The following is a 17570-nucleotide window of genomic DNA, read 5'->3' on the forward strand; positions in this document are numbered from 1 at the left end:
TTCTCTCCAGAGGAAGCGAAGATGATCGGGCACACCACCTCACGGCTCGCCGCCGACCAGCGGGCCATGCACGCCGTGATCTCCGGCGACACCCACGACCCGCACGCCGTCCTCGGGGCTCATCCCGGCGGCGGGCACACCGTGATCCGGACCCTGCGCAAGGGCGCTTCCGCGGTCGCCGTCCTGCACGAGAACGAGCGGTACGAGATGACCCTGGTCCACCCGGACGGGATCTTCGCGGCCGAGCTGCCCGGGACGGTCCTCGACTACCGGCTGGACATCGACGGGACGCAGTGCGACGACCCGTACCGTCACCTGCCCACCCTCGGCGAGCTGGACCTGCACCTGATCGGCGAGGGCCGGCACGAGAAGCTGTGGCGGGTGCTCGGCGCGCAGCCGCGCGGCACCGGCGTGGCGTTCGCGGTGTGGGCGCCGGGCGCCCGTGGCGTCCAGGTGATCGGCGACTTCGCCGGCTGGGGACCGTACGACGGGTGGCCGATGCGGTCGCTCGGCTCCAGCGGCGTCTGGGAGCTGTACGTGCCGACCGCGCACGTCGGCACCAAGTACAAGTTCAAGATCCTCGGCCGGGACGGGGTGTGGCGCGAGCACGCCGACCCGCTCGCCCAGCACACCGAGGTGCCGCCGGCCACCGCCTCGGTGGTCTTCCAGTCGTCCTACCAGTGGCACGACGAGCAGTGGATGCGCTCGCGGGCGACGAAGGCGTGGCACCAGGAGCCGGTCAGCTGCTACGAGGTGCACCTGGGCTCGTGGCGGCCCGGGCTCAGCTACGAGGAGCTGGCCACGCAGCTGGTCGACTACGTGGTGGAGACCGGATTCACCCACGTCGAGCTGATGCCGGTGATGGAGCACCCGTTCGGCGGCTCGTGGGGCTACCAGGTCACCGGCTACTTCGCGCCGACCTCCCGGTTCGGCAACCCGGACGAGTTCCGCTACCTGGTGGACAAGCTGCACCAGGCCGGGATCGGCGTGATCCTGGACTGGGTGCCGGCGCACTTCCCCAAGGACGAGTGGGCGCTGGCGCGCTTCGACGGCACCCCGCTCTACGAGCACGGCGACTGGCGGCGCGGCGAGCACCCGGACTGGGGCACCTACGTCTTCGACTTCGGTCGCAAGGAGGTGCGCAACTTCCTGGTCGCCAACGCGCTCTACTGGTGCGAGGAGTTCCACGCCGACGGGCTGCGGGTCGACGCCGTCGCGTCGATGCTCTACCTGGACTACTCCCGCAAGGACGGCGAGTGGACCCCCAACCAGTACGGCGGCCGGGAGAACCTGGACGCGATCAGCTTCCTGCAGGAGATGAACGCGACCGTCTACAAGCACCACCCCGGCGTGGTCACCATCGCCGAGGAGTCCACCGCGTGGCCGGGCGTCACCCGCCCGACCCACCTGGGCGGTCTCGGTTTCGGCTTCAAATGGAACATGGGCTGGATGAACGACACCTTGACCTACATGGCCAAGGAGCCGATCCACCGGCAGTGGCACCACCACCAGATGACCTTCGCGACCGTCTACGCGTGGAGCGAGAACTACATCCTGCCGATCAGCCACGACGAGGTGGTGCACGGCAAGGGCTCGCTGACCGGCAAGATGCCCGGCGACCTGTGGCAGAAACTCGCCAACACCCGGGCCCTGCTCGGCTTCATGTGGGCCTTCACCGGCAAGCAGCTGCTGTTCATGGGCGCCGAGATGGGCGATCTGCGCGAGTGGAGCGAGGAACGCGGCCTGGACTGGGCGCTGCTCGACGACCCCCAGTTCGGCGGCATCAAGGGCCTGGTCACCGACCTCAACCGGGTCTACCGGGAGACCCCGGCGATCTGGACCCAGGACACCAACGCGTCCGGCTTCCGCTGGATCACCAGTGACGACTCGCAGCACAACACGTTCTCGTTCGTCCGCTTCACCCCGAACGGCGACACCCTCGCGTGCATCGTCAACTTCGCCGCGATCCCGCACGAGAACTACCGCATCGGCCTGCCCAAGCCGGGCCGCTGGCTGGAGGTCATCAACACCGACAGCGAACTGTACGGCGGCTCCGGCGTCGGCAACATGGGCGCCGTCGAGGCGGAGGACCTGCCCTGGCACGGCTTCGACCACTCGGTCGCGCTCCGGGTGCCGCCGCTGGGCGCCCTCTGGCTCAAACTGGAGAGCTGACCTCCCCCGGGGGACGGGCCACGCCCGTCCCCCATCATGATCCGATGGATCTCTCACCGTCCCAGCGGCGATTTCTGGCTTTCGGCGTACGCTCATGGGTCTACTCCGGCGACCGTCCCGGCACCCCGGTGATCGCCGCCTTCCCGCCCCCGGTCGACGACGTCCCGTCCTGGGGCCGCCGCATCGCGGACACCCTGGACCGGGGCGACGAGCTGCCCCGCGCCGATCTGGAACGGGCCCTGTTCGCCACCGAGCTCGCCTTCGCCAGCCAGCACCTGCGCGGCGGCCCCGCCCGCCTCGGCTTTCCGGACCGGGACGCCATCACCCTGCTGCGCGACCTCCAATTGCAGGTCCACCACGGCCTGTCGGCAAGCGTTCACGAGGCCGCCTGGACGCCGATGCGAGCCGACGAGACCGACGCGGTCTGGGACAGGTTCGACAGCCGGTTCGCCTTCCGCCCCAGCATCTATGACATCCACTGGCCGGGCATCACCGAGCCGACGCCGTCGGTCACCTTCGACCTGTCCGGGCTGGACGACGCGCCGGCCTGGGCCCGCACGCCGGAGACACCCCCGGCCGCCGCCCTGTCCGCCCGGATCGACGCGCTCGACGCGATGGCGTTGCTCGCCTTCACCGAGATCGTCCCGGACGGCGCGCGGATGGCCGTGCTCGACTGGCAGCACCGGTGCCACTGGTTCCGCCCCGACCTGCAGGCCCACCGCGGCGGTCCGTGGACCCAGAGCGTCTGTCCGGACGGCGACTACTACATCTTCCTCACCGAGGACCTCGCCGCCGGCACCTTCGGCCACCCCTGGGAGCGGACCCTCTGCGTTTTCGGCGAGCCGCTGATGACGACGCTGGTCCCGCTCCTCACCGGCTGGCTCCCCATCACCCGCGACCACCGCTGACCCGCCCGGACAACGCGGCCGGCCACGGAAGCCGGCCGGCCGGCCGCGGTCAGCGGTCAGCCACGGGAGGCGGTAGCGGAAAGCGGTCGGCGCGGAAGGCGGTCAGCCCGGGTCGCGGGCCAGCCACTCCGGCGCGAGGATCCCGAAGAGCAGATCGTCGGTCCACTCCCCCTTGATGAAGGTCTGCTGCCGCAGCAGTCCCTCCCGGGTGAACCCGAGCCGCTCCAGCAGCGCCGCCGACGCGGTGTTCCGCGCGTCGCACTCCCCCATCACCCGGTGCAGCCCCTGCAGGCGGAACAAGCGGTCCAGCACGGCGCTCACGGCCTCTGTCGCATAACCCATCTTCTGGTACGCCGTAGCCAGCGTGAACCCGATCTCGGCCTGCCGCAGGTTGTCGTGCAGCCGCACCGCCACGTCGCCGATCAGCACCCGCTCGGCGGTGTGCTCGATCGCGTACTGGAACCAGCCCGGCTGATCCGGCGAGCTGGCCGCGAAGTTCCGCACCGCGGTCTCCGCCTTGGCCAGCGGAAACGGCGCGTCCCACGACTGGTAGCGGGCGACCTCGGGATCCGACCGGTACTCCGCCAGCGTGGCCGCGTCCGTCGCCCGGAATCGCCGCAGGATCAACCGCTCCGTCGCCATCAGCATCCGACGAGGATATGTCAGACCCCTGGTGCAGAATCCCGGATATGAGCGAGCGGATGGAGCGGGTGCGCGAGGTCTGTCTGGCGCTGCCGGAGGTCGAGGAGCGGCCGAGCCACAGTGCTCCGACGTTCTTCGTCCGGGGCCGGAAGTCGTTCGTGATGGTCTGGCCGGAGGGCCACCATCACCATCACTTCCCCCATCTCTGGTGCGCCGCGCCGCCCGGCGCCCAGGAGGAGCTGATCGCCGAGGATCCGGCGCGTTTCTTCCGGCCACCCTATGTGGGCCATCGCGGCTGGCTCGGCGTCCGCCTCGACCGGGATCCGGACTGGTCGGAGATCGCCGAGCTGTGCACCGACGCCTACCGCGTGATCGCCCCGAAAACCCTCGTCGCCCGCCTGGACGCCACCGACTGAGCCGCGGGGACGCGGGCCCGGGCCCCCGCGGGCACGGAGAGAAAGCAGATCAGCCGACCCGCGGGCACGGAGAGAAAGCCGGCCCGCGGGCCCGGACAGCAAGCCGTTCACACCGCCCGCGGGAACGGACAGCACGCCGATCGGGCCGTCCGGCGGCATGACCGGAAAGCCGCTCAGGCCGCCCGGGCCGCGGTGAGGAAGGCGGCGACGGCGGGCCGCGACTCCCAGCGACGCAGCCAGGTGAGTGTCACGGGCGTGACCGCCTCCCGCAGCGGGACGGCCGCGACCACGCCCCGGACCGCCGACTCCGGCAGGAGGGCCAGTCCCATCCCCGCCGCCACACAGCCGGACAGCGCCGCCAGGCTGCCCAGCTCGGCGACCACCGACGACCCCAGCCCCGACCGGTCCAGCATCTCGCGGAACCCGCAGCCCACCTGGGTCGCCACGAAGGGCTCCCCGGCCAGCTCGCCGGGCGTCAGCTCCGCGGCCCCGGCCAGCGCGTGGCCGGGCGGAGTGACCACCATCAGCCTCTCGGTGCCCACCACCGCCGTGCCGAGCGCCTCGTCCCGCGGCGCCTCGCCGAAGGTCAGCGACACGTCCAGCTCACCCCGCCGGACCGCCGCGTACAGCTCCCCGCGGTTCGCCTCGCGCACCGACACCCGCACCCGCGGCCAGCGCGCGCGATAGGCCGACAGCACGCCGGGCAGTCGCTGCGCGCACAGCGTCTCCAGCGCGCCCACGGCCAGCTCCCCGCTCGGCTCGCCGGCGTCCTCCCGGACCACGACCCGGGCCTCCTCGGCGAGCAACAGCAGCTGATCAGCGTACGAAATCAGTCGCTGACCGGCGGCCGTGAGCCGCAGCCGGCGCCCGCCCCGCTCGAACAGCGGCGTCCCGAGATCCGCCTCCAGCGCCTGGATCTGCTCGGTGACGCTGGACTGGGCGTAGTGCAGCTCCGCCGCCGCGCGGGTCAGGTTCAGCGTGCGGGCTACCACCCGGAAGGTCCGCAATTGCCGGAACTCCACGTCACCCCCGCGCCGATCGATCGGTTTCGCCGATGGACGGCATCGTAACCGCCCGTTTCCGCCCGGCCGCCACCGCTGCCACGCTGGTCCGGTGTGGATCAACCGGCGACTGCTCGCACTCTCCCTCGGATATTTCCTGGTCATGCTGGACACCACGATCGTCACGGTGGCACTGCCGTCGATCGGTGACCGGCTCGGCGGCGACCTCAGCACGTTGCAGTGGGTAGCCGACGGCTACCCGGTGACCTTCGCCGCCGGCCTGCTCACCGCCGGCGTGCTCAGCGACCGGTTCGGCGGCCGCCGGGTGTTCCTCGGCGGGCTGTGGGCGTTCGCGGCGCTCTCCGCGGCCTGCGCGCTGGCGACCGGTCCCGGCGTGCTCATCGGGTTGCGGGCGCTGCTCGGGATCGCCGGCGCCCTGCTGGTGCCCAGCTCGCTGGCCCTGATCGCGGCGGCCCACCCGGCCCCGGAGAACCGGGCCCGCGCCCTGGGCGTCTGGGCCGCGCTGAGCGGTCTCGGTCTCGTCGCGGGACCGGTCGCCGGCGGCCTGCTCACCGACGCTTTCGGCTGGCCGTCGGTGTTCCTGGCCGCCGTCCCGGTGGCGCTCGCCGCGGTGGCGCTGCTCGGCCGGCCGGACCGCCCGGCACCGCCGGGCAACACCGGGCGGCGGGTGGACGCGGCCGGTCAGGTGACTTCCGGCTTGGCTCTGGGATTCCTGACGTACGGAACCATCGCCCGCCATCCGATCGCCCTTCTGATCGCGGTCGTGGCGATCGCCGGTTTCGTGCTGCGCCAGCGGCGCGCCGCCGACCCGATGCTCCCGTCCCGCATGTTCGCCGACCGCACGGTCGGCGCCGGCCTGGCCGCCGGCACCCTGGTCAATTTCGGCCTGTCCGGCGTGCTGTTCGTGCTGACCCTGCTCTTCCAGCGGGCACACGGCTGGTCCCCGTCGACCACCGGCCTGGCCTTCCTCCCGCTGACCGTGCCCACCGCGGTCAACCCGATCCTGACCGGCCGCCTGGTCGCCCGCTGGGGGCCGCGGCGCCCGGCCGGCGCCGGTTTCCTGCTGATGGCGGCCGGTGTCGTGGCCCAGCTCGCCGGCGGCGTCCCGGTCGCCCTGGCCGGGCTGTTCGTGCTGGGCTGCGGGGTGTCGCTGGCCATCCCGGCGCTGGTGGCGGCGGTGGTCGGCGCCCTGCCCGGCGATCTGGCTGGGGTCGGTTCCGGCGCGCTCAACGCCGCACGCCAGGTGGGCGCGGTCGTGGGTGTCGCCGTCCTCGGTGCCCTGGCCGCGCACACCGCCCTGATCGTCACCGCGCTGGTCCTGCTCGCCGGGGCCGCGCTGACCGCCTTCCTGCACAGCGCCCACCCGGCCGACGCACGGCGGCGCAGTCCCGCCACTCCCAGCTCACGTTCCTGACCGCAGCCGGCTGGCACTCACGGTGGTCTCACGCACCCTGACACCACCCCCACGACCAGCCCCGCCCCGCGAAGCAAACCAGGCTGGCACCCACGGTGGTCTCACGCACCCTGACACCACCACCACGACCAGCCCCGGCCCGCGAGGCAGGCCGGGCTGGCACTCACGGTGGTCTCACGAGCGCTGACACCACCGCCAGGACCAGCCGGCACCCCAAGACGGCACGGCTGGCGCTCACGGTGGTCTCAGGAGGCCTGAGACCACCGTGACGACCAGCCACGGGGCAGGGCACGGCGCGGGGTGCGCTGGGCGTACCGGGAAGGGTTCAGACCTCGATGACGTCGGCGATGATGACCGTGACGTTGTCCGGGGCGCCGTTCTCCAGCGTCCGGTTGACCAGTTCCGCCGCGCACGTGCGCCGATCCGGGTTGTCCCGCAGCGTCTGAGCGATCACCGCGTCCTCGACATAATCGGACAGCCCGTCACTGCAGAGCAGATAGCGATCACCCACCCGGGCCGGGATCATCCGCCCCGCCGGCCGGAACGGACCGCCCTGCACCGCCTGCGTCACCAGTGCCCGCTGCGGATGCCGCCGCGCGTCGTCAGGCGTCAGCACCCCCTGGTCGACCAGCGCCTGCACATACGTGTCGTCCCGGGTGAGCTGCTGGAAGTCCCCGTCACGCAGCAGGTAGCAGCGGGAGTCGCCGACGTTGAGCGCGGCCAGCCGGTCACCGGAGAGCAGCAGCGCGGTCACCGTGGTGCCCATGCCGTCGCGGGCGTCGTCGTCCGCGACCGCCTTCTCGATCTGCTTGTTGGCGAGCTGAAGCGCCTCGATCAGATCCTGCAGCGGCTCCCCGGTGTCGGGTTTGTGGTCCACCTCGCCGAGCGTCTGCACCAGGATGTCACTCGCGAGCTCTCCGGCGGGCAACCCGCCCATGCCATCCGCGACCACGAAGAGGCGATTGCCGACGAAAACCGCGTCCTCGTTGTTGGACCGGACCAGGCCCTGATCAGTGGCGGCGACCGCCCGGACAGCAAGCGTCATGTAGCAAGAGTGCCAAAGGCCAGTTGGGTTGTCTCTAGTACCCCCATACCTACCTTTCGTGGCTACCGTGCGGTCGGACCTTTTAGCAGGTCAGGAACGCCGCGGCGGGTGTACCGCGGGCAGCGGGCGGCCGGGGCGGTAACTGGCCGGATTCGGCCAGGCAGGTGACACCTGCCGGTGGGACGGCCGGTGATCATGACGGCGTATCCCTGCGGGGCGACGCGACAAGCGCCGGTGGCCTCGGTAACAATCGTCGGCGTGACGACAGCGATCCATCAACGCATTGCCTCCGAGTTGGGGGTACGGGAAGGCCAGGTGTCGGCGGCCGTCGAGCTGCTCGACGGCGGCGCGACCGTGCCGTTCATCGCCCGCTACCGCAAGGAGGTGACCGGCACCCTCGACGACGCGCAGCTGCGCACCCTGGAGGAGCGCCTGGGCTACCTGCGGGAGCTGGAGGACCGGCGGGCCGCGGTGCTGGAGTCGATCCGCGCCCAGGGCAAGCTGGACGACGCGCTGGAGCGGCAGATCCTCGAGGCCGACACCAAGGCCCGGCTGGAGGACATCTACCTCCCGTTCAAGCCGAAGCGCCGCACCAAGGCGCAGATCGCCCGCGAGGCCGGGCTGGAGCCACTCGCCGACGCGCTGCTGGGCGACCCCGGCCAGGACCCCCGCGAAAGGGCGCAGGCCTTCGTCGACGCCGACAAGGGCGTCGCCGACGCGCAGGCGGCGCTGGACGGTGCCCGGGCGATCCTGATCGAACGGTTCGCCGAGGACGCCGACCTGATCGGTGACCTGCGCGAGCAGATGTGGACGCGGGGCCGGCTGGTCGCCAAGGTGCGCGACGGCAAGCAGACCGACGGGGCGAAGTTCTCCGACTACTTCGACTTCGCCGAGCCGTACGCGAAACTCCCCTCGCACCGCATCCTGGCCATGCTCCGCGGCGAGAAGGAGGAGGTCCTCGACCTCACCATGGAGCCGCACCCGGAGGAGGACGAGGGCTACTTCGAGGGCCGCATCGCCGGGCGCAACGGCATCAGCGACCACGGCCGGCCCGGCGACAAGTGGCTGGTCGACACGGTCCGCTGGGCGTGGCGCACCCGCATCCTCATCCACCTCGGCGCCGACCTGCGGGTCCGGCTGCGCGAGGCGGCCGAGGACGAGGCGGTCCGGGTCTTCGCGGCGAACCTGCGTGACCTGCTCCTGGCCGCCCCGGCCGGCACCCGCACCACGATGGGTCTCGACCCCGGTTTCCGGACCGGCGTGAAGGTGGCGGTGGTCGACGCGACGGGCAAGGTGGTCGCCACCGACACGATCTACCCGCACGTGCCGCAGAACAAGTGGGACGAGTCGATCCACCGGCTGGCCGCGCTCGCCTCCAAGCACCACGTCGAGCTGATCGCGATCGGCAACGGCACCGCCTCCCGGGAGACCGACAAGCTCGCCACCGAGCTGATCAAGAGGCACCCGGAGGCGAAGCTGACCAAGGTCGTCGTCTCCGAGGCGGGCGCGTCGGTCTACTCCGCCTCCGCGTACGCCTCGCAGGAACTGCCCGGCCTGGACGTCTCGCTGCGCGGCGCGGTCTCCATCGCCCGCCGCCTGCAGGACCCTCTCGCCGAGCTCGTCAAGATCGACCCGAAGTCGATCGGCGTCGGCCAGTACCAGCACGACCTGTCCGAGGTGAAACTGGCCCGCTCGCTCGACGCGGTGGTCGAGGACTGCGTGAACGGCGTCGGCGTGGACATCAACACCGCCTCGGCGCCGCTGCTCACCCGGGTCTCCGGGATCACCGCCGGGCTGGCCGAGAACATCGTGCTGCACCGCGACCAGAACGGCCCGTTCAAGAACCGCAAGGAGATCAAGAACGTGGCCCGGCTCGGGCCGAAGGCGTTCGAGCAGTGCGCCGGCTTCCTGCGCATCCGGGACGGCGAGGATCCGCTCGACTTCTCCAGCGTGCACCCCGAGTCGTACCCGGTGGTCCGGACCATCGCCGCCGACGCCGGCGCCGAGGTGAAGACGCTGATCGGCAACAGCCCGCTCCTCAAGGCGATCCGCCCGGAGAAGTTCGTCACCGACACGGTCGGCCTGCCGACCATCACCGACATCCTCAAGGAGCTGGAGAAACCGGGTCGCGACCCGCGTCCGGCGTTCACCACGGCGACCTTCGCCGAGGGCGTGGAGAAGATCTCCGACCTGACGCCGGGGATGGTCCTGGAGGGCCAGGTCACCAACGTGGCCGCGTTCGGCGCGTTCGTCGACATCGGCGTGCACCAGGACGGCCTCGTGCACGTGTCGGCGCTGTCCGAGAAGTTCGTGCAGGACCCGCGCGAGGTGGTCAAGTCCGGTGACGTGGTCAAGGTCCGCGTCCTGGAGGTCGACCCGGTCCGCAAGCGGATCTCGCTGACCATGCGGCTCTCCGACGAGCCGAACCGGGGCCGGCAGCCGCGCGAGGACCGCGGCGGCCAGGGCGGCCCGCGCGGTGGCCAGGGTGGTCAGGGCGGCCAGCGCGGCGGTCAGGGCGGCCAGCGCGGTCAGAGCGGCGGTCAGGGCGGGCAGCGCGGCCAGGGCGGCGGTCAGCGCGGTCAGGGCGGTCAGGGCGGTCAGGGCGGTCAGCGGGGCGGTCAGCCGCGCCAGGGCGGCGGCGGTCAGCGGGGCGGCGGCACCAGCTTCGGCAACAGCGCGATGGCCGACGCGCTGCGCCGCGCCGGTCTGACCAAGGACTGACGGCAGGCGGCACGCACGGTCACACCGATTTCCGGTACGGGTGGACAGCTCACCGCGTACCGGAAATCGGTCGCCGCAGGCGTCAGGCCCAGATCCGGACGTCGCTGAAGGACGCCTGGTAGGGCCCGGCCGCGGGAGCGTCACGCTCGCAGAAGATGCCGAGGTACGCCTTGCCCACGCCGAAGTCCGGCTCGGTCAGCTGGGCCACGCCGACCTCGGCGCCGTCCCGGGTCACCGTCACGGTGTCACCCAGGACCCCCAGCCGGATCCGGGTCGGGGTGCCGAGCGGGATCGGATCCTTCAGCACGAAGGTGCGCTTGGTGGTGACCAGGCCCTTGCCGTCGCGGTTGTGCACCCCGATGTAGAGGTTCCGCTCGCAGATCCGCGCCTGGTAACCGTGCTGGTCGGCGAACCGGAACCAGATCGCGGCGCAGCTGTCCGCGGTCTCCAGCCGGGTGGTGGCCTCGATGGTCAGGTTGGCCGGCAGCTCATCGCTGGGCCCGCTGCACCGGTAGACGCCGTTGGTGTCCCGGTGGGCGGCCAGCATGCCGTCGCGGAACTCGCACCGGCCCTGACCGGCGGTGTCGGTGGCTTTCCAGAACCCCGGACCGCTCAGGGCGTCGGCGATCCGCGGGGTACCCAGCACCGGGTCGTCGACGCTCTGCGTGGTGTCGCCGTCCCGGCCCGGGTGGTCGGAGGCCCGCATGATCATCGCGACGATCGTCGCGCCGGCCACCAGCACCGCCGTCAGCAGGGTCAGGACCAGCGGGAACACCCAGCGGCGGCGCGGCTCGGGCGGCTCCGGCGCGGTGCCCGCGGTGTCCATCGGCGGCGACGAGATGGGCACCGTGACGATCGAGTTCTCGTCGTAGCCGACCAGGCCGGGCGGGATGTTCAGGGTGGGCGCCGTGGTGGTCGCGCCGGCCATCGCCCGGGCCGGGATCGCGTAACCGGTCACCGCCTGCGCCTCGGCGGCGGCGGCGCGCAGGTCGGGCTGGCCGGCCAGGGCGGCCGCGGTGGCCGCCGGCCGCTCCCCGGAGATCAGCAGGTCGAGCAGCTCGCGGGCGCTGGGCCGGTTGGCCGGGTCCTTCTCCAGGGCGTGCGCGACCAGGCCGCGCAGCGGGCGGGACAGCTCGTGCAGGCGCGGCGGCTGGGTGAGGATGCGGGCCGCGGTGGCCGCCGGCGAGTCCGCGTAGAACGGGGTCTTGCCGGTGCCCGCGTAGGTGACCACGCTGCCCCAGGCGAACACGTCGGCGGCCGGGGTGATCGGGGTGCCGGCGTCGGTGTCGAACCGCTCCGGCGCCATGTAGGCGACGGTGCCGACCATCTGGTCGGGGCGGGTGTTGCCGCTGGTCGCCGTCATCGCCCGGGCGATCCCGAAGTCGATCACCTTGGGGCTGCCCGGCGCGAGCAGCACGTTGCGCGGCTTGAGATCGCGGTGGATCACGCCGGCGCCGTGGATCGCGGTCAGCGCGGTGGCCACGCCGATCGCGACACTGTGCAGGTTCGCCGAGGTCAGCGGGCCGCGCTGCTCGACCACCTCGGCCAGGGTGGGCCCGTCGACGAACTCCACCACCAGGTACGGCTGCTCGTGCTCGGGGTCGGCGTCGAGCACCTCGGCGGTGCAGAACGGCGGCACCTGCCGGGCCCGCTCCACCTCGCTGCGGAACCGGCGGCGGAACTCGTCGTCGTCGGCCAGGTCGAGCCGGACCACCTTGACGGCGACCAGCGCCGTGCCGTTCTTCGGGCGGGCCAGGTAGACCGTGCCCATGCCGCCCTCGCCGAGCCGCCCCAGCAACTCGTAGTCGCCGAGCATGCGCGGATCGTGCGGACGCAACCGTTGCGTCCGATCGCCCGGCACCGTGCTGTCGACCATGTTTTTCGCGCCCCCCAGTGTTCGCTCGCACTGTATCGGGCGTGTCGGCGGCCGGAGTAGACCCGGTGGCCCGGTTGCCGCCGAACCGACACACGGCAACTGCGGGTCAACCCTGAGTGCCGGAGTCCGGGGCCGATCCGGGCATCGCCGGATGGAAAGTGTCGTACCCGGGTAGCAAGCTTGAGGTATCACTTCCCCACCGGGGAGGCCGACCAAAGGAAAGAGAGCGACCCGCCATGAACGCCGTGCACGACACGATGGCCCGCCAGGGGCTGGTCCGCCCGCGCGACGGCCGCATGCTCGGTGGCGTCTGCGCCGGCCTGGGCCGCCGCTTCGGGCTCGACCCGTGGATCGCCCGCCTGCTGTTCGTCCTGATCCTGTTCCTCATCCCGGGCAGCCAGATCCTGATCTACCCGGTCCTGTGGATCGTGATGCCGTCCGAGCAGACCTCCTACGAGCCGACGGTCCCGCCGGCCGGCTGGTGACGTCCCGGACCGTTCTTTTCTGAGGAGACCGCATGACCATCGTCGGCACGCTCATCGTCGAGGGCCCGCCGCGGTCCCTGCTGGCCTTCGCCCGGGCGGTCCCGATCCTGGTCGACGGGGTGGCCAAGGGCGAGGTCAGGGCCGGCAAGCGGCTGACCCTGGCGCTCGCCCCCGGGGCGCACTCGGTGCAGGCGCAGCGGCACGGCACCCCGCTGCCGGTCCGGCTCGGCCCCGGCCTGACCACCCGGGTGCGGGTGGAGCGGGACGGCGCCGGGAAAGCGCACCTCGTCGAGGTTGACCACCCGTGACCACGCGGCCACGATGGGCAGTGGTGCTCCCGACGGCGTGTGGAGGCGACGATGGCCAAGATCCTGCTCCTGACCGGTGACGCGGCCGAGGACCTCGAGGTGATGTACCCGTACCAGCGGCTGCTGGAGGAGGGCTACCAGGTCGACATCGCCGCGCCGGCCGCCAAGAGACTGCAGTTCGTGGTGCACGACTTCGTCGACGGCTTCGACACCTACACCGAGAAACCCGGGCACACCTGGCCGGCCGACCTCGGCTTCGCCGGCGTCGACCCGTCGGGATACGCAGCCCTGGTGCTGCCCGGCGGCCGCGCCCCGGAGTACATCCGCAACGACGTGGAGTGCCTGCGGATCGTCAGGCACTTCTTCGAGGCGGACAAGCCGGTGGCCGCGCTCTGCCACGGTCCCCTGGTGCTGGCCGCCGCCGGCGTCCTGGACGGGCGCACCACCAGCGCCTATCCGGCCTGCGCCCCCGACGTGCGGGCCGCTGGCGGCACCTGGATCGACAGCGCCGCCCACGTGGACGGGGTGCTGGTCACCGGGCGAGCCTGGCCCGACCACCCGTACTGGATGCGCGAGTTCCTCACCGTGCTGCGGGCCAAGGCGCCGGTCAGCTGACCAGCTTCGTCAGCTCCCCGGTGAGCTGCAGGTCGTCGAGATACCCGCGCTTGACGATCGCGCCGGCCGCGTCCAGCAGGACGTAAACGCTCTGCTGGGCGATGCCGAACTTCGCCCAGATCGTGAGGTCCGGGTCGTTCAGGTGGGTCACCGCGCCCACCCCGAGATCGGCGACGAACTGGTGCATCGCCTTGGTGGTGCCCATCCCGGCGACGCCCAGGAAGGTGAGGCGGCCGGCGTACTCCTCCTGGAAGTCGGCCACCGACTGGGCCTCGCTGGCGCAGGTGGCGCACCACGGAGCCCAGAACCACAGGACGGCGGGTTTCCCGGCGAGCTGGGCGGCGTCGTAGGGGGCGCCGTCCAGCGTCGTACCGGAGAATCGCAGGGTCTCGGGGACCGGCGCCGCCGACCCCGTGGTGGCCGGTCGCGCCGGCGCCGCCGAGCCGGCGGTGACCGGCCGCGCGGGTGCCGCCGCGCAACCGGCCACCGCCAGGGCCAGCGGGAAGGTCAGCAGACCGCGCCGGCTCGGCATCAGTGGGCCGCCGTCGCCGGGTCGATCAGCCGTAGCGCGAGGGCCGGGCAGACGTTGACCGCCTTGCGGGCACCGTCCTCCAGCCACGGCGGCAGCGGCGTCTGCGGGAACGCCGGGAACCCGTTGTGGTCCAGCCGGATGATCTCCGGGGCCACCGCCGAGCAGAGCCCGTGCCCGTCGCACCGCGACCAGTCCAGGGCCAGCTTCCGGGCGCCCTTCTCCGCGGTGTACGGCAGCGGCAGGATGCCCCGCACCTGCTTGCCGCAGCCCTCGCCGTTGGCGTGCGCCTCGACGTCCTTGGCGAACACCTCGAGCGCGGAGAGCGCGAACCGCGACGTGCCGTCCGGGTGGCTGCACGCGCCCCGGCCCTTGACCAGGCCGGCCGCCTGCCGCACCTGCTCCAGGGCGGAACCGCCGAGCGACACCAGGGTGACCGCCCGGGCCAGGTCGGGCAGACCCAGCCGGCACGGGCCGCACTGACCGGCCGACTCACCGGCGAGGTACTGCACCACCTGGGCGACCTCGCCGAGCGCGCAGGTCTTGGACCCGATCGGGATCAGCATGCCGGCGCCGAGGGTGCCGCCGACCTTGGCGAAGCCCTTGCGCGAGATGGTCACCGTCTCCGCCTGCTCGGCGCTGATCCACTTGCCGTGGTAACCGCCGACCAGCAGCCCCGGGCCGATGTCCGCGCCGCACATGGCGAGGACGTCCATCAGCGGGGTGCCGCTGGGCGCCTCGACGACGGCCGGGTTGGTGGCCGAGCCGCCGACGGTGAGCATCACCGTGCCCGGCTCCTCCGGGATGCCCACCGAGTTGTACTCCCACGGGCCGAGCCGGGCCGCGATCGCCAGCTGCGAGTACGTCTCGGCGTTGGACAGCAGGGTGGGCAGCCCCATCACGCCGTTGTCGCTGGACCGGACCTTGCGGCCGGGCGGGATGTGCGCCTCGCCGTTGATGCCGCGGACCAGCGCGCCGCCCTCGCCGGAGATGAACCGGTGCGGGACCGTGACGATCCGGGTCGGACAGGGCATCTTCCGCTCGGCCAGCGCGGCGGTCAGCGAGTTCTGCCCGATGCCGTCGTCGGCGATGCCGATGACGATCTCCTCGGCGTCCAGGGCGGCGGCCGCGAGGGCGGCGCCGTCCAGGATCAGGTGCGGGCCGCGGGTCAGGATCGCCTTGTCCTTCCAGGACGGCGGCTCACCCTCGGTGGCGTTCACCACGATCACCGGGGGCAGGTCCTGACGCTTGCACGAGTCGATCACCGCACGCACCTTGCGGGCGAACGGGAAGCCGGCGCCGCCGCGTCCGCGCAGCTCGATGCGGTCGGCGAGACCGATCAGCTCACCCGACGAGAGGGCCGCGAACCCGCCGTGCACCTCCTGGTGCGCCTGCAGGTCGAGGCGGCCGTACTCGTCGTAGCCCGCGGTGATCCGCGGAATGCCGATCGAGGTGACCGGGGGAACCTGTGCCGTGCTCAATTCACGTCACCGCGCAGCTGCGAGAAGTACGCCTCGTCGTCGTCGCGACCGGCACGACCACGGCGGGCCGGGGCGCCACCGCCGCGGACCACGTCGCTGGACGGGCGGCGGGAGCGGCGGGCGGACGTGTCGACAAGGGTGTCGTCGTCGGCCAGGTCGACGAACTCGCTGCGGCTGTGCCGGCCGTCGTCGGCGCGGCGGCGGCCACCGCGGGGCTCGTCGTCCTCGTCGTAGCGGGGGGCGCGCTGGCGCGGCACGTCCTCGTACCGCGGCTCGTCGTCGGCGCGGCGGCGGCCCCGCGGCCGCTCCTCGTAGACGTCGTCGTCGGCGTAGCGGCGCATCCGGGTGCCGGTGTCGGTCACCTCGTCGCGACGCAGCCGCGTCCCGGTGTCGTCCATCCGCATCCGGGTGCCGGTGTCCTCCATGCGCAGGCGCGTTCCGGAGTCCTCCATCCGGAGGCGAGCCCCGGTGTCCTCCATCCGGAGGCGAGCCCCGGTGTCCTCCATCCGGAGCCGCGTGCCGGTCTCCTCCGCCGAGCGGCGGCCACGCGGGCGCGGGCCGTCGTCGTAGTAGTCGTCGTCACGGCGGCGGCCGCGCGGGGCCGGCTCGTCGTACCGCTCGTCCTCGAAGTCCCGGCGCGACATCGGCCGGGTCGGCTCGTCGTAGCGCTCGTCGTAGCGATCGTCCTCCACGCGGCGCTGACGCGGGGCCGGCGCCTCCAGCTCGCGGAAGTCGGCGACCGGCGCCGGGCTGATCGGCGCGACGGCCGGGCTGACCGGCGCCGCCGGCGGCGGGGCCGGCGGGGCGACCGGAACCCAGCTGTTCACGCTCGGCGCGGCCTGCACCAGGTCGCCGGTGGGCTCGCGGTCCCGGCCGCCACCGCCCCAGCGGTTACGCGGCGCGCTGGAGGTGGGCACCACGCCGCCGGACGGCTTGGCGGCGCCGATCCCGGCCGCGGAGGAGAAGTCCTTGCGCCGGTTCAGGCTCACCGACAGCCGGACGGCCAGGCCGATCAGCACCAGCAGGACGCAGATCACGTAGCTGACGATCACCCAGGTCGCCGCGGCGCGGCCCGCGCTCAGGCCGTGGACCAGGGCGATCGGCCAGATCAGGTACGACACCGAGTGGATCGCCCGCCACATCCACGGCTTGCCGCGGCCGATGAACTTGGCGCGGATCAGGCCGCTCCAGGTGACCAGCACCATGATGTAGCCGGAGATCTGCCCCAGCCCGATGTACAGCGTGTTGGTCGGCGTGATGAACGGGATGAAGATGTCGATCACGCGGATGTGCGACTCGACGGTCTTGGTCCAGAGGTGGAAGGCGAGCGAGGAGATCGCCATCACGCCGGTGGTCCGGTGGGTGGACTGCAGGAACACCCGCTGCCTGATGGAGAGGACCAGGCGGTCGGTGGAGACCAGCCCGACCATGATGGTGATCGAGAGCGACACCAGGGTGAGGACACCCATGTAGAACTCGGCGTACATGAAGAAGTACACGTAACCGACGCGGCCCGGCCCGGTCATCATCGCGACCGACCAGACTGCCGCCAGGACACAGACCACCAGCAGGATGACCGCGCTCGGGGGCACCGAACGACCACCGGTGGAGCCGATGTCGACCGCGACCCTACTCGCGGTGCCTTCTTTGTTCTTCGACCGGGCCATTGACTCCTCGTTTTCCGCAACGGTCACGTCCCATGGGCGGTGGGACGCCGGCGTCCGTGGGGAACGCCCCGTGCTCACGTTGTTCCGGACCCGTCCGCGGCGTGCTTTCCCCTGCGTTGCCCCGGCCGTGTCCTCCCCGGATTACGTGCCGGGCGGGGCTTCGGATGAACGCGTGCGAAATTTCTGGGCGACTCTTTTCCGTGATCGCCCGACTACGTCTCGCACATGGCTCTTGAGCTGCTTGAACGACCGTTTTCCCAGGCACCTAA

The 17570-nt window shown here is 72.1% G+C and carries 15 protein-coding genes; 8 read left to right on the forward strand and 7 right to left on the reverse strand.

Annotated elements, in window-relative coordinates:
• Nucleotides 1-21: 21 nt before the first annotated feature.
• Together glgB and Actob_RS29385 are read left to right on the forward strand one after the other, a co-directional pair.
• The gene (glgB, locus tag Actob_RS29380) at nt 22-2172 is read left to right on the forward strand and encodes a 1,4-alpha-glucan branching protein GlgB (RefSeq protein ID WP_284915085.1); all 2151 of its coding nucleotides are present in this window, start codon (nt 22-24) and stop codon (nt 2170-2172) included.
• Nucleotides 2173-2216: 44 nt separating this feature from the next.
• Nucleotides 2217-3080, forward strand: a complete 864-nt coding sequence (locus Actob_RS29385) for a DUF2716 domain-containing protein (protein WP_284915086.1) — start codon at nt 2217-2219, stop codon at nt 3078-3080.
• A gap of 102 nt (nt 3081-3182) precedes the next feature.
• Here Actob_RS29385 and Actob_RS29390 read toward each other — a convergent pair whose 3' ends face one another.
• Complete coding sequence (locus Actob_RS29390) at nt 3183-3728, reverse strand: GNAT family N-acetyltransferase (RefSeq protein WP_284915087.1); 546 nt, start codon at nt 3726-3728, stop codon at nt 3183-3185.
• A gap of 41 nt (nt 3729-3769) precedes the next feature.
• On the opposite strand from Actob_RS29390, the gene Actob_RS29395 reads away from it, so the two are divergent.
• Entirely contained in the window at nt 3770-4138 is a 369-nt protein-coding gene (locus Actob_RS29395) for an MmcQ/YjbR family DNA-binding protein (RefSeq protein ID WP_284915088.1), read from the forward strand.
• 173 nt (nt 4139-4311) lie between these two features.
• Here Actob_RS29395 and Actob_RS29400 read toward each other — a convergent pair whose 3' ends face one another.
• The gene (locus Actob_RS29400; protein WP_284915089.1) at nt 4312-5160 is read right to left on the reverse strand and encodes a LysR family transcriptional regulator; all 849 of its coding nucleotides are present in this window, start codon (nt 5158-5160) and stop codon (nt 4312-4314) included.
• A gap of 91 nt (nt 5161-5251) precedes the next feature.
• Here Actob_RS29400 and Actob_RS29405 point away from each other — a divergent pair, with 91 nt between their 5' ends.
• Nucleotides 5252-6574: an MFS transporter gene (locus tag Actob_RS29405; protein ID WP_284915090.1), complete on the forward strand. Its 1323-nt coding sequence runs from the start codon at nt 5252-5254 to the stop codon at nt 6572-6574.
• A 325-nt stretch (nt 6575-6899) separates the two neighbouring features.
• Here the strand turns inward: Actob_RS29405 and Actob_RS29410 are convergent, their stop codons facing one another.
• On the reverse strand, nt 6900-7619 hold the full coding sequence (locus Actob_RS29410; protein ID WP_284915091.1) for a PP2C family protein-serine/threonine phosphatase: 720 nt from the start codon (nt 7617-7619) through the stop codon (nt 6900-6902).
• Nucleotides 7620-7877: 258 nt separating this feature from the next.
• On the opposite strand from Actob_RS29410, the gene Actob_RS29415 reads away from it, so the two are divergent.
• Nucleotides 7878-10340, forward strand: coding sequence for a Tex family protein (locus Actob_RS29415; RefSeq protein ID WP_284915092.1), 2463 nt, complete (start codon nt 7878-7880; stop codon nt 10338-10340).
• 82 nt (nt 10341-10422) lie between these two features.
• Here the strand turns inward: Actob_RS29415 and Actob_RS29420 are convergent, their stop codons facing one another.
• On the reverse strand, nt 10423-12156 hold the full coding sequence (locus tag Actob_RS29420; protein ID WP_284915093.1) for a serine/threonine protein kinase: 1734 nt from the start codon (nt 12154-12156) through the stop codon (nt 10423-10425).
• 296 nt (nt 12157-12452) lie between these two features.
• On the opposite strand from Actob_RS29420, the gene Actob_RS29425 reads away from it, so the two are divergent.
• Genes Actob_RS29425 through Actob_RS29435 form a run of 3 tightly spaced genes read left to right on the forward strand, consistent with a single transcriptional unit; the run spans nt 12453 to nt 13624 of the window.
• Nucleotides 12453-12701 carry a PspC domain-containing protein gene (locus tag Actob_RS29425; RefSeq protein ID WP_284915094.1) on the forward strand — a complete coding sequence of 83 codons (249 nt, stop codon included), beginning with the start codon at nt 12453-12455 and terminating at the stop codon, nt 12699-12701.
• Between the two features lie 32 nt (nt 12702-12733).
• Entirely contained in the window at nt 12734-13009 is a 276-nt protein-coding gene (locus Actob_RS29430) for a hypothetical protein (RefSeq protein ID WP_284915095.1), read from the forward strand.
• 51 nt (nt 13010-13060) lie between these two features.
• A complete protein-coding gene (locus Actob_RS29435; protein WP_284915096.1) occupies nt 13061-13624 on the forward strand; it encodes a DJ-1/PfpI family protein in 564 nt (187 codons plus the stop codon).
• Here the strand turns inward: Actob_RS29435 and Actob_RS29440 are convergent.
• Genes Actob_RS29440 through Actob_RS29450 form a run of 3 tightly spaced genes read right to left on the reverse strand, consistent with a single transcriptional unit; the run spans nt 13617 to nt 17301 of the window.
• Complete coding sequence (locus tag Actob_RS29440; RefSeq protein ID WP_284915097.1) at nt 13617-14156, reverse strand: TlpA family protein disulfide reductase; 540 nt, start codon at nt 14154-14156, stop codon at nt 13617-13619. The genes Actob_RS29435 and Actob_RS29440 overlap by 8 nt on opposite strands.
• The gene (locus tag Actob_RS29445) at nt 14156-15634 is read right to left on the reverse strand and encodes an NADH-quinone oxidoreductase subunit NuoF family protein (RefSeq protein ID WP_284915098.1); all 1479 of its coding nucleotides are present in this window, start codon (nt 15632-15634) and stop codon (nt 14156-14158) included. Before Actob_RS29445 ends, Actob_RS29440 begins: the two co-directional genes overlap by 1 nt.
• Entirely contained in the window at nt 15631-17301 is a 1671-nt protein-coding gene (locus Actob_RS29450) for a translation initiation factor III (RefSeq protein ID WP_284915099.1), read from the reverse strand. The genes Actob_RS29445 and Actob_RS29450 overlap by 4 nt, the downstream gene beginning before the upstream one ends.
• Nucleotides 17302-17570: the final 269 nt, after the last annotated feature.

This window comes from Actinoplanes oblitus (genome assembly GCF_030252345.1).
In the GTDB taxonomy this organism is placed as follows: domain Bacteria; phylum Actinomycetota; class Actinomycetes; order Mycobacteriales; family Micromonosporaceae; genus Actinoplanes; species Actinoplanes oblitus.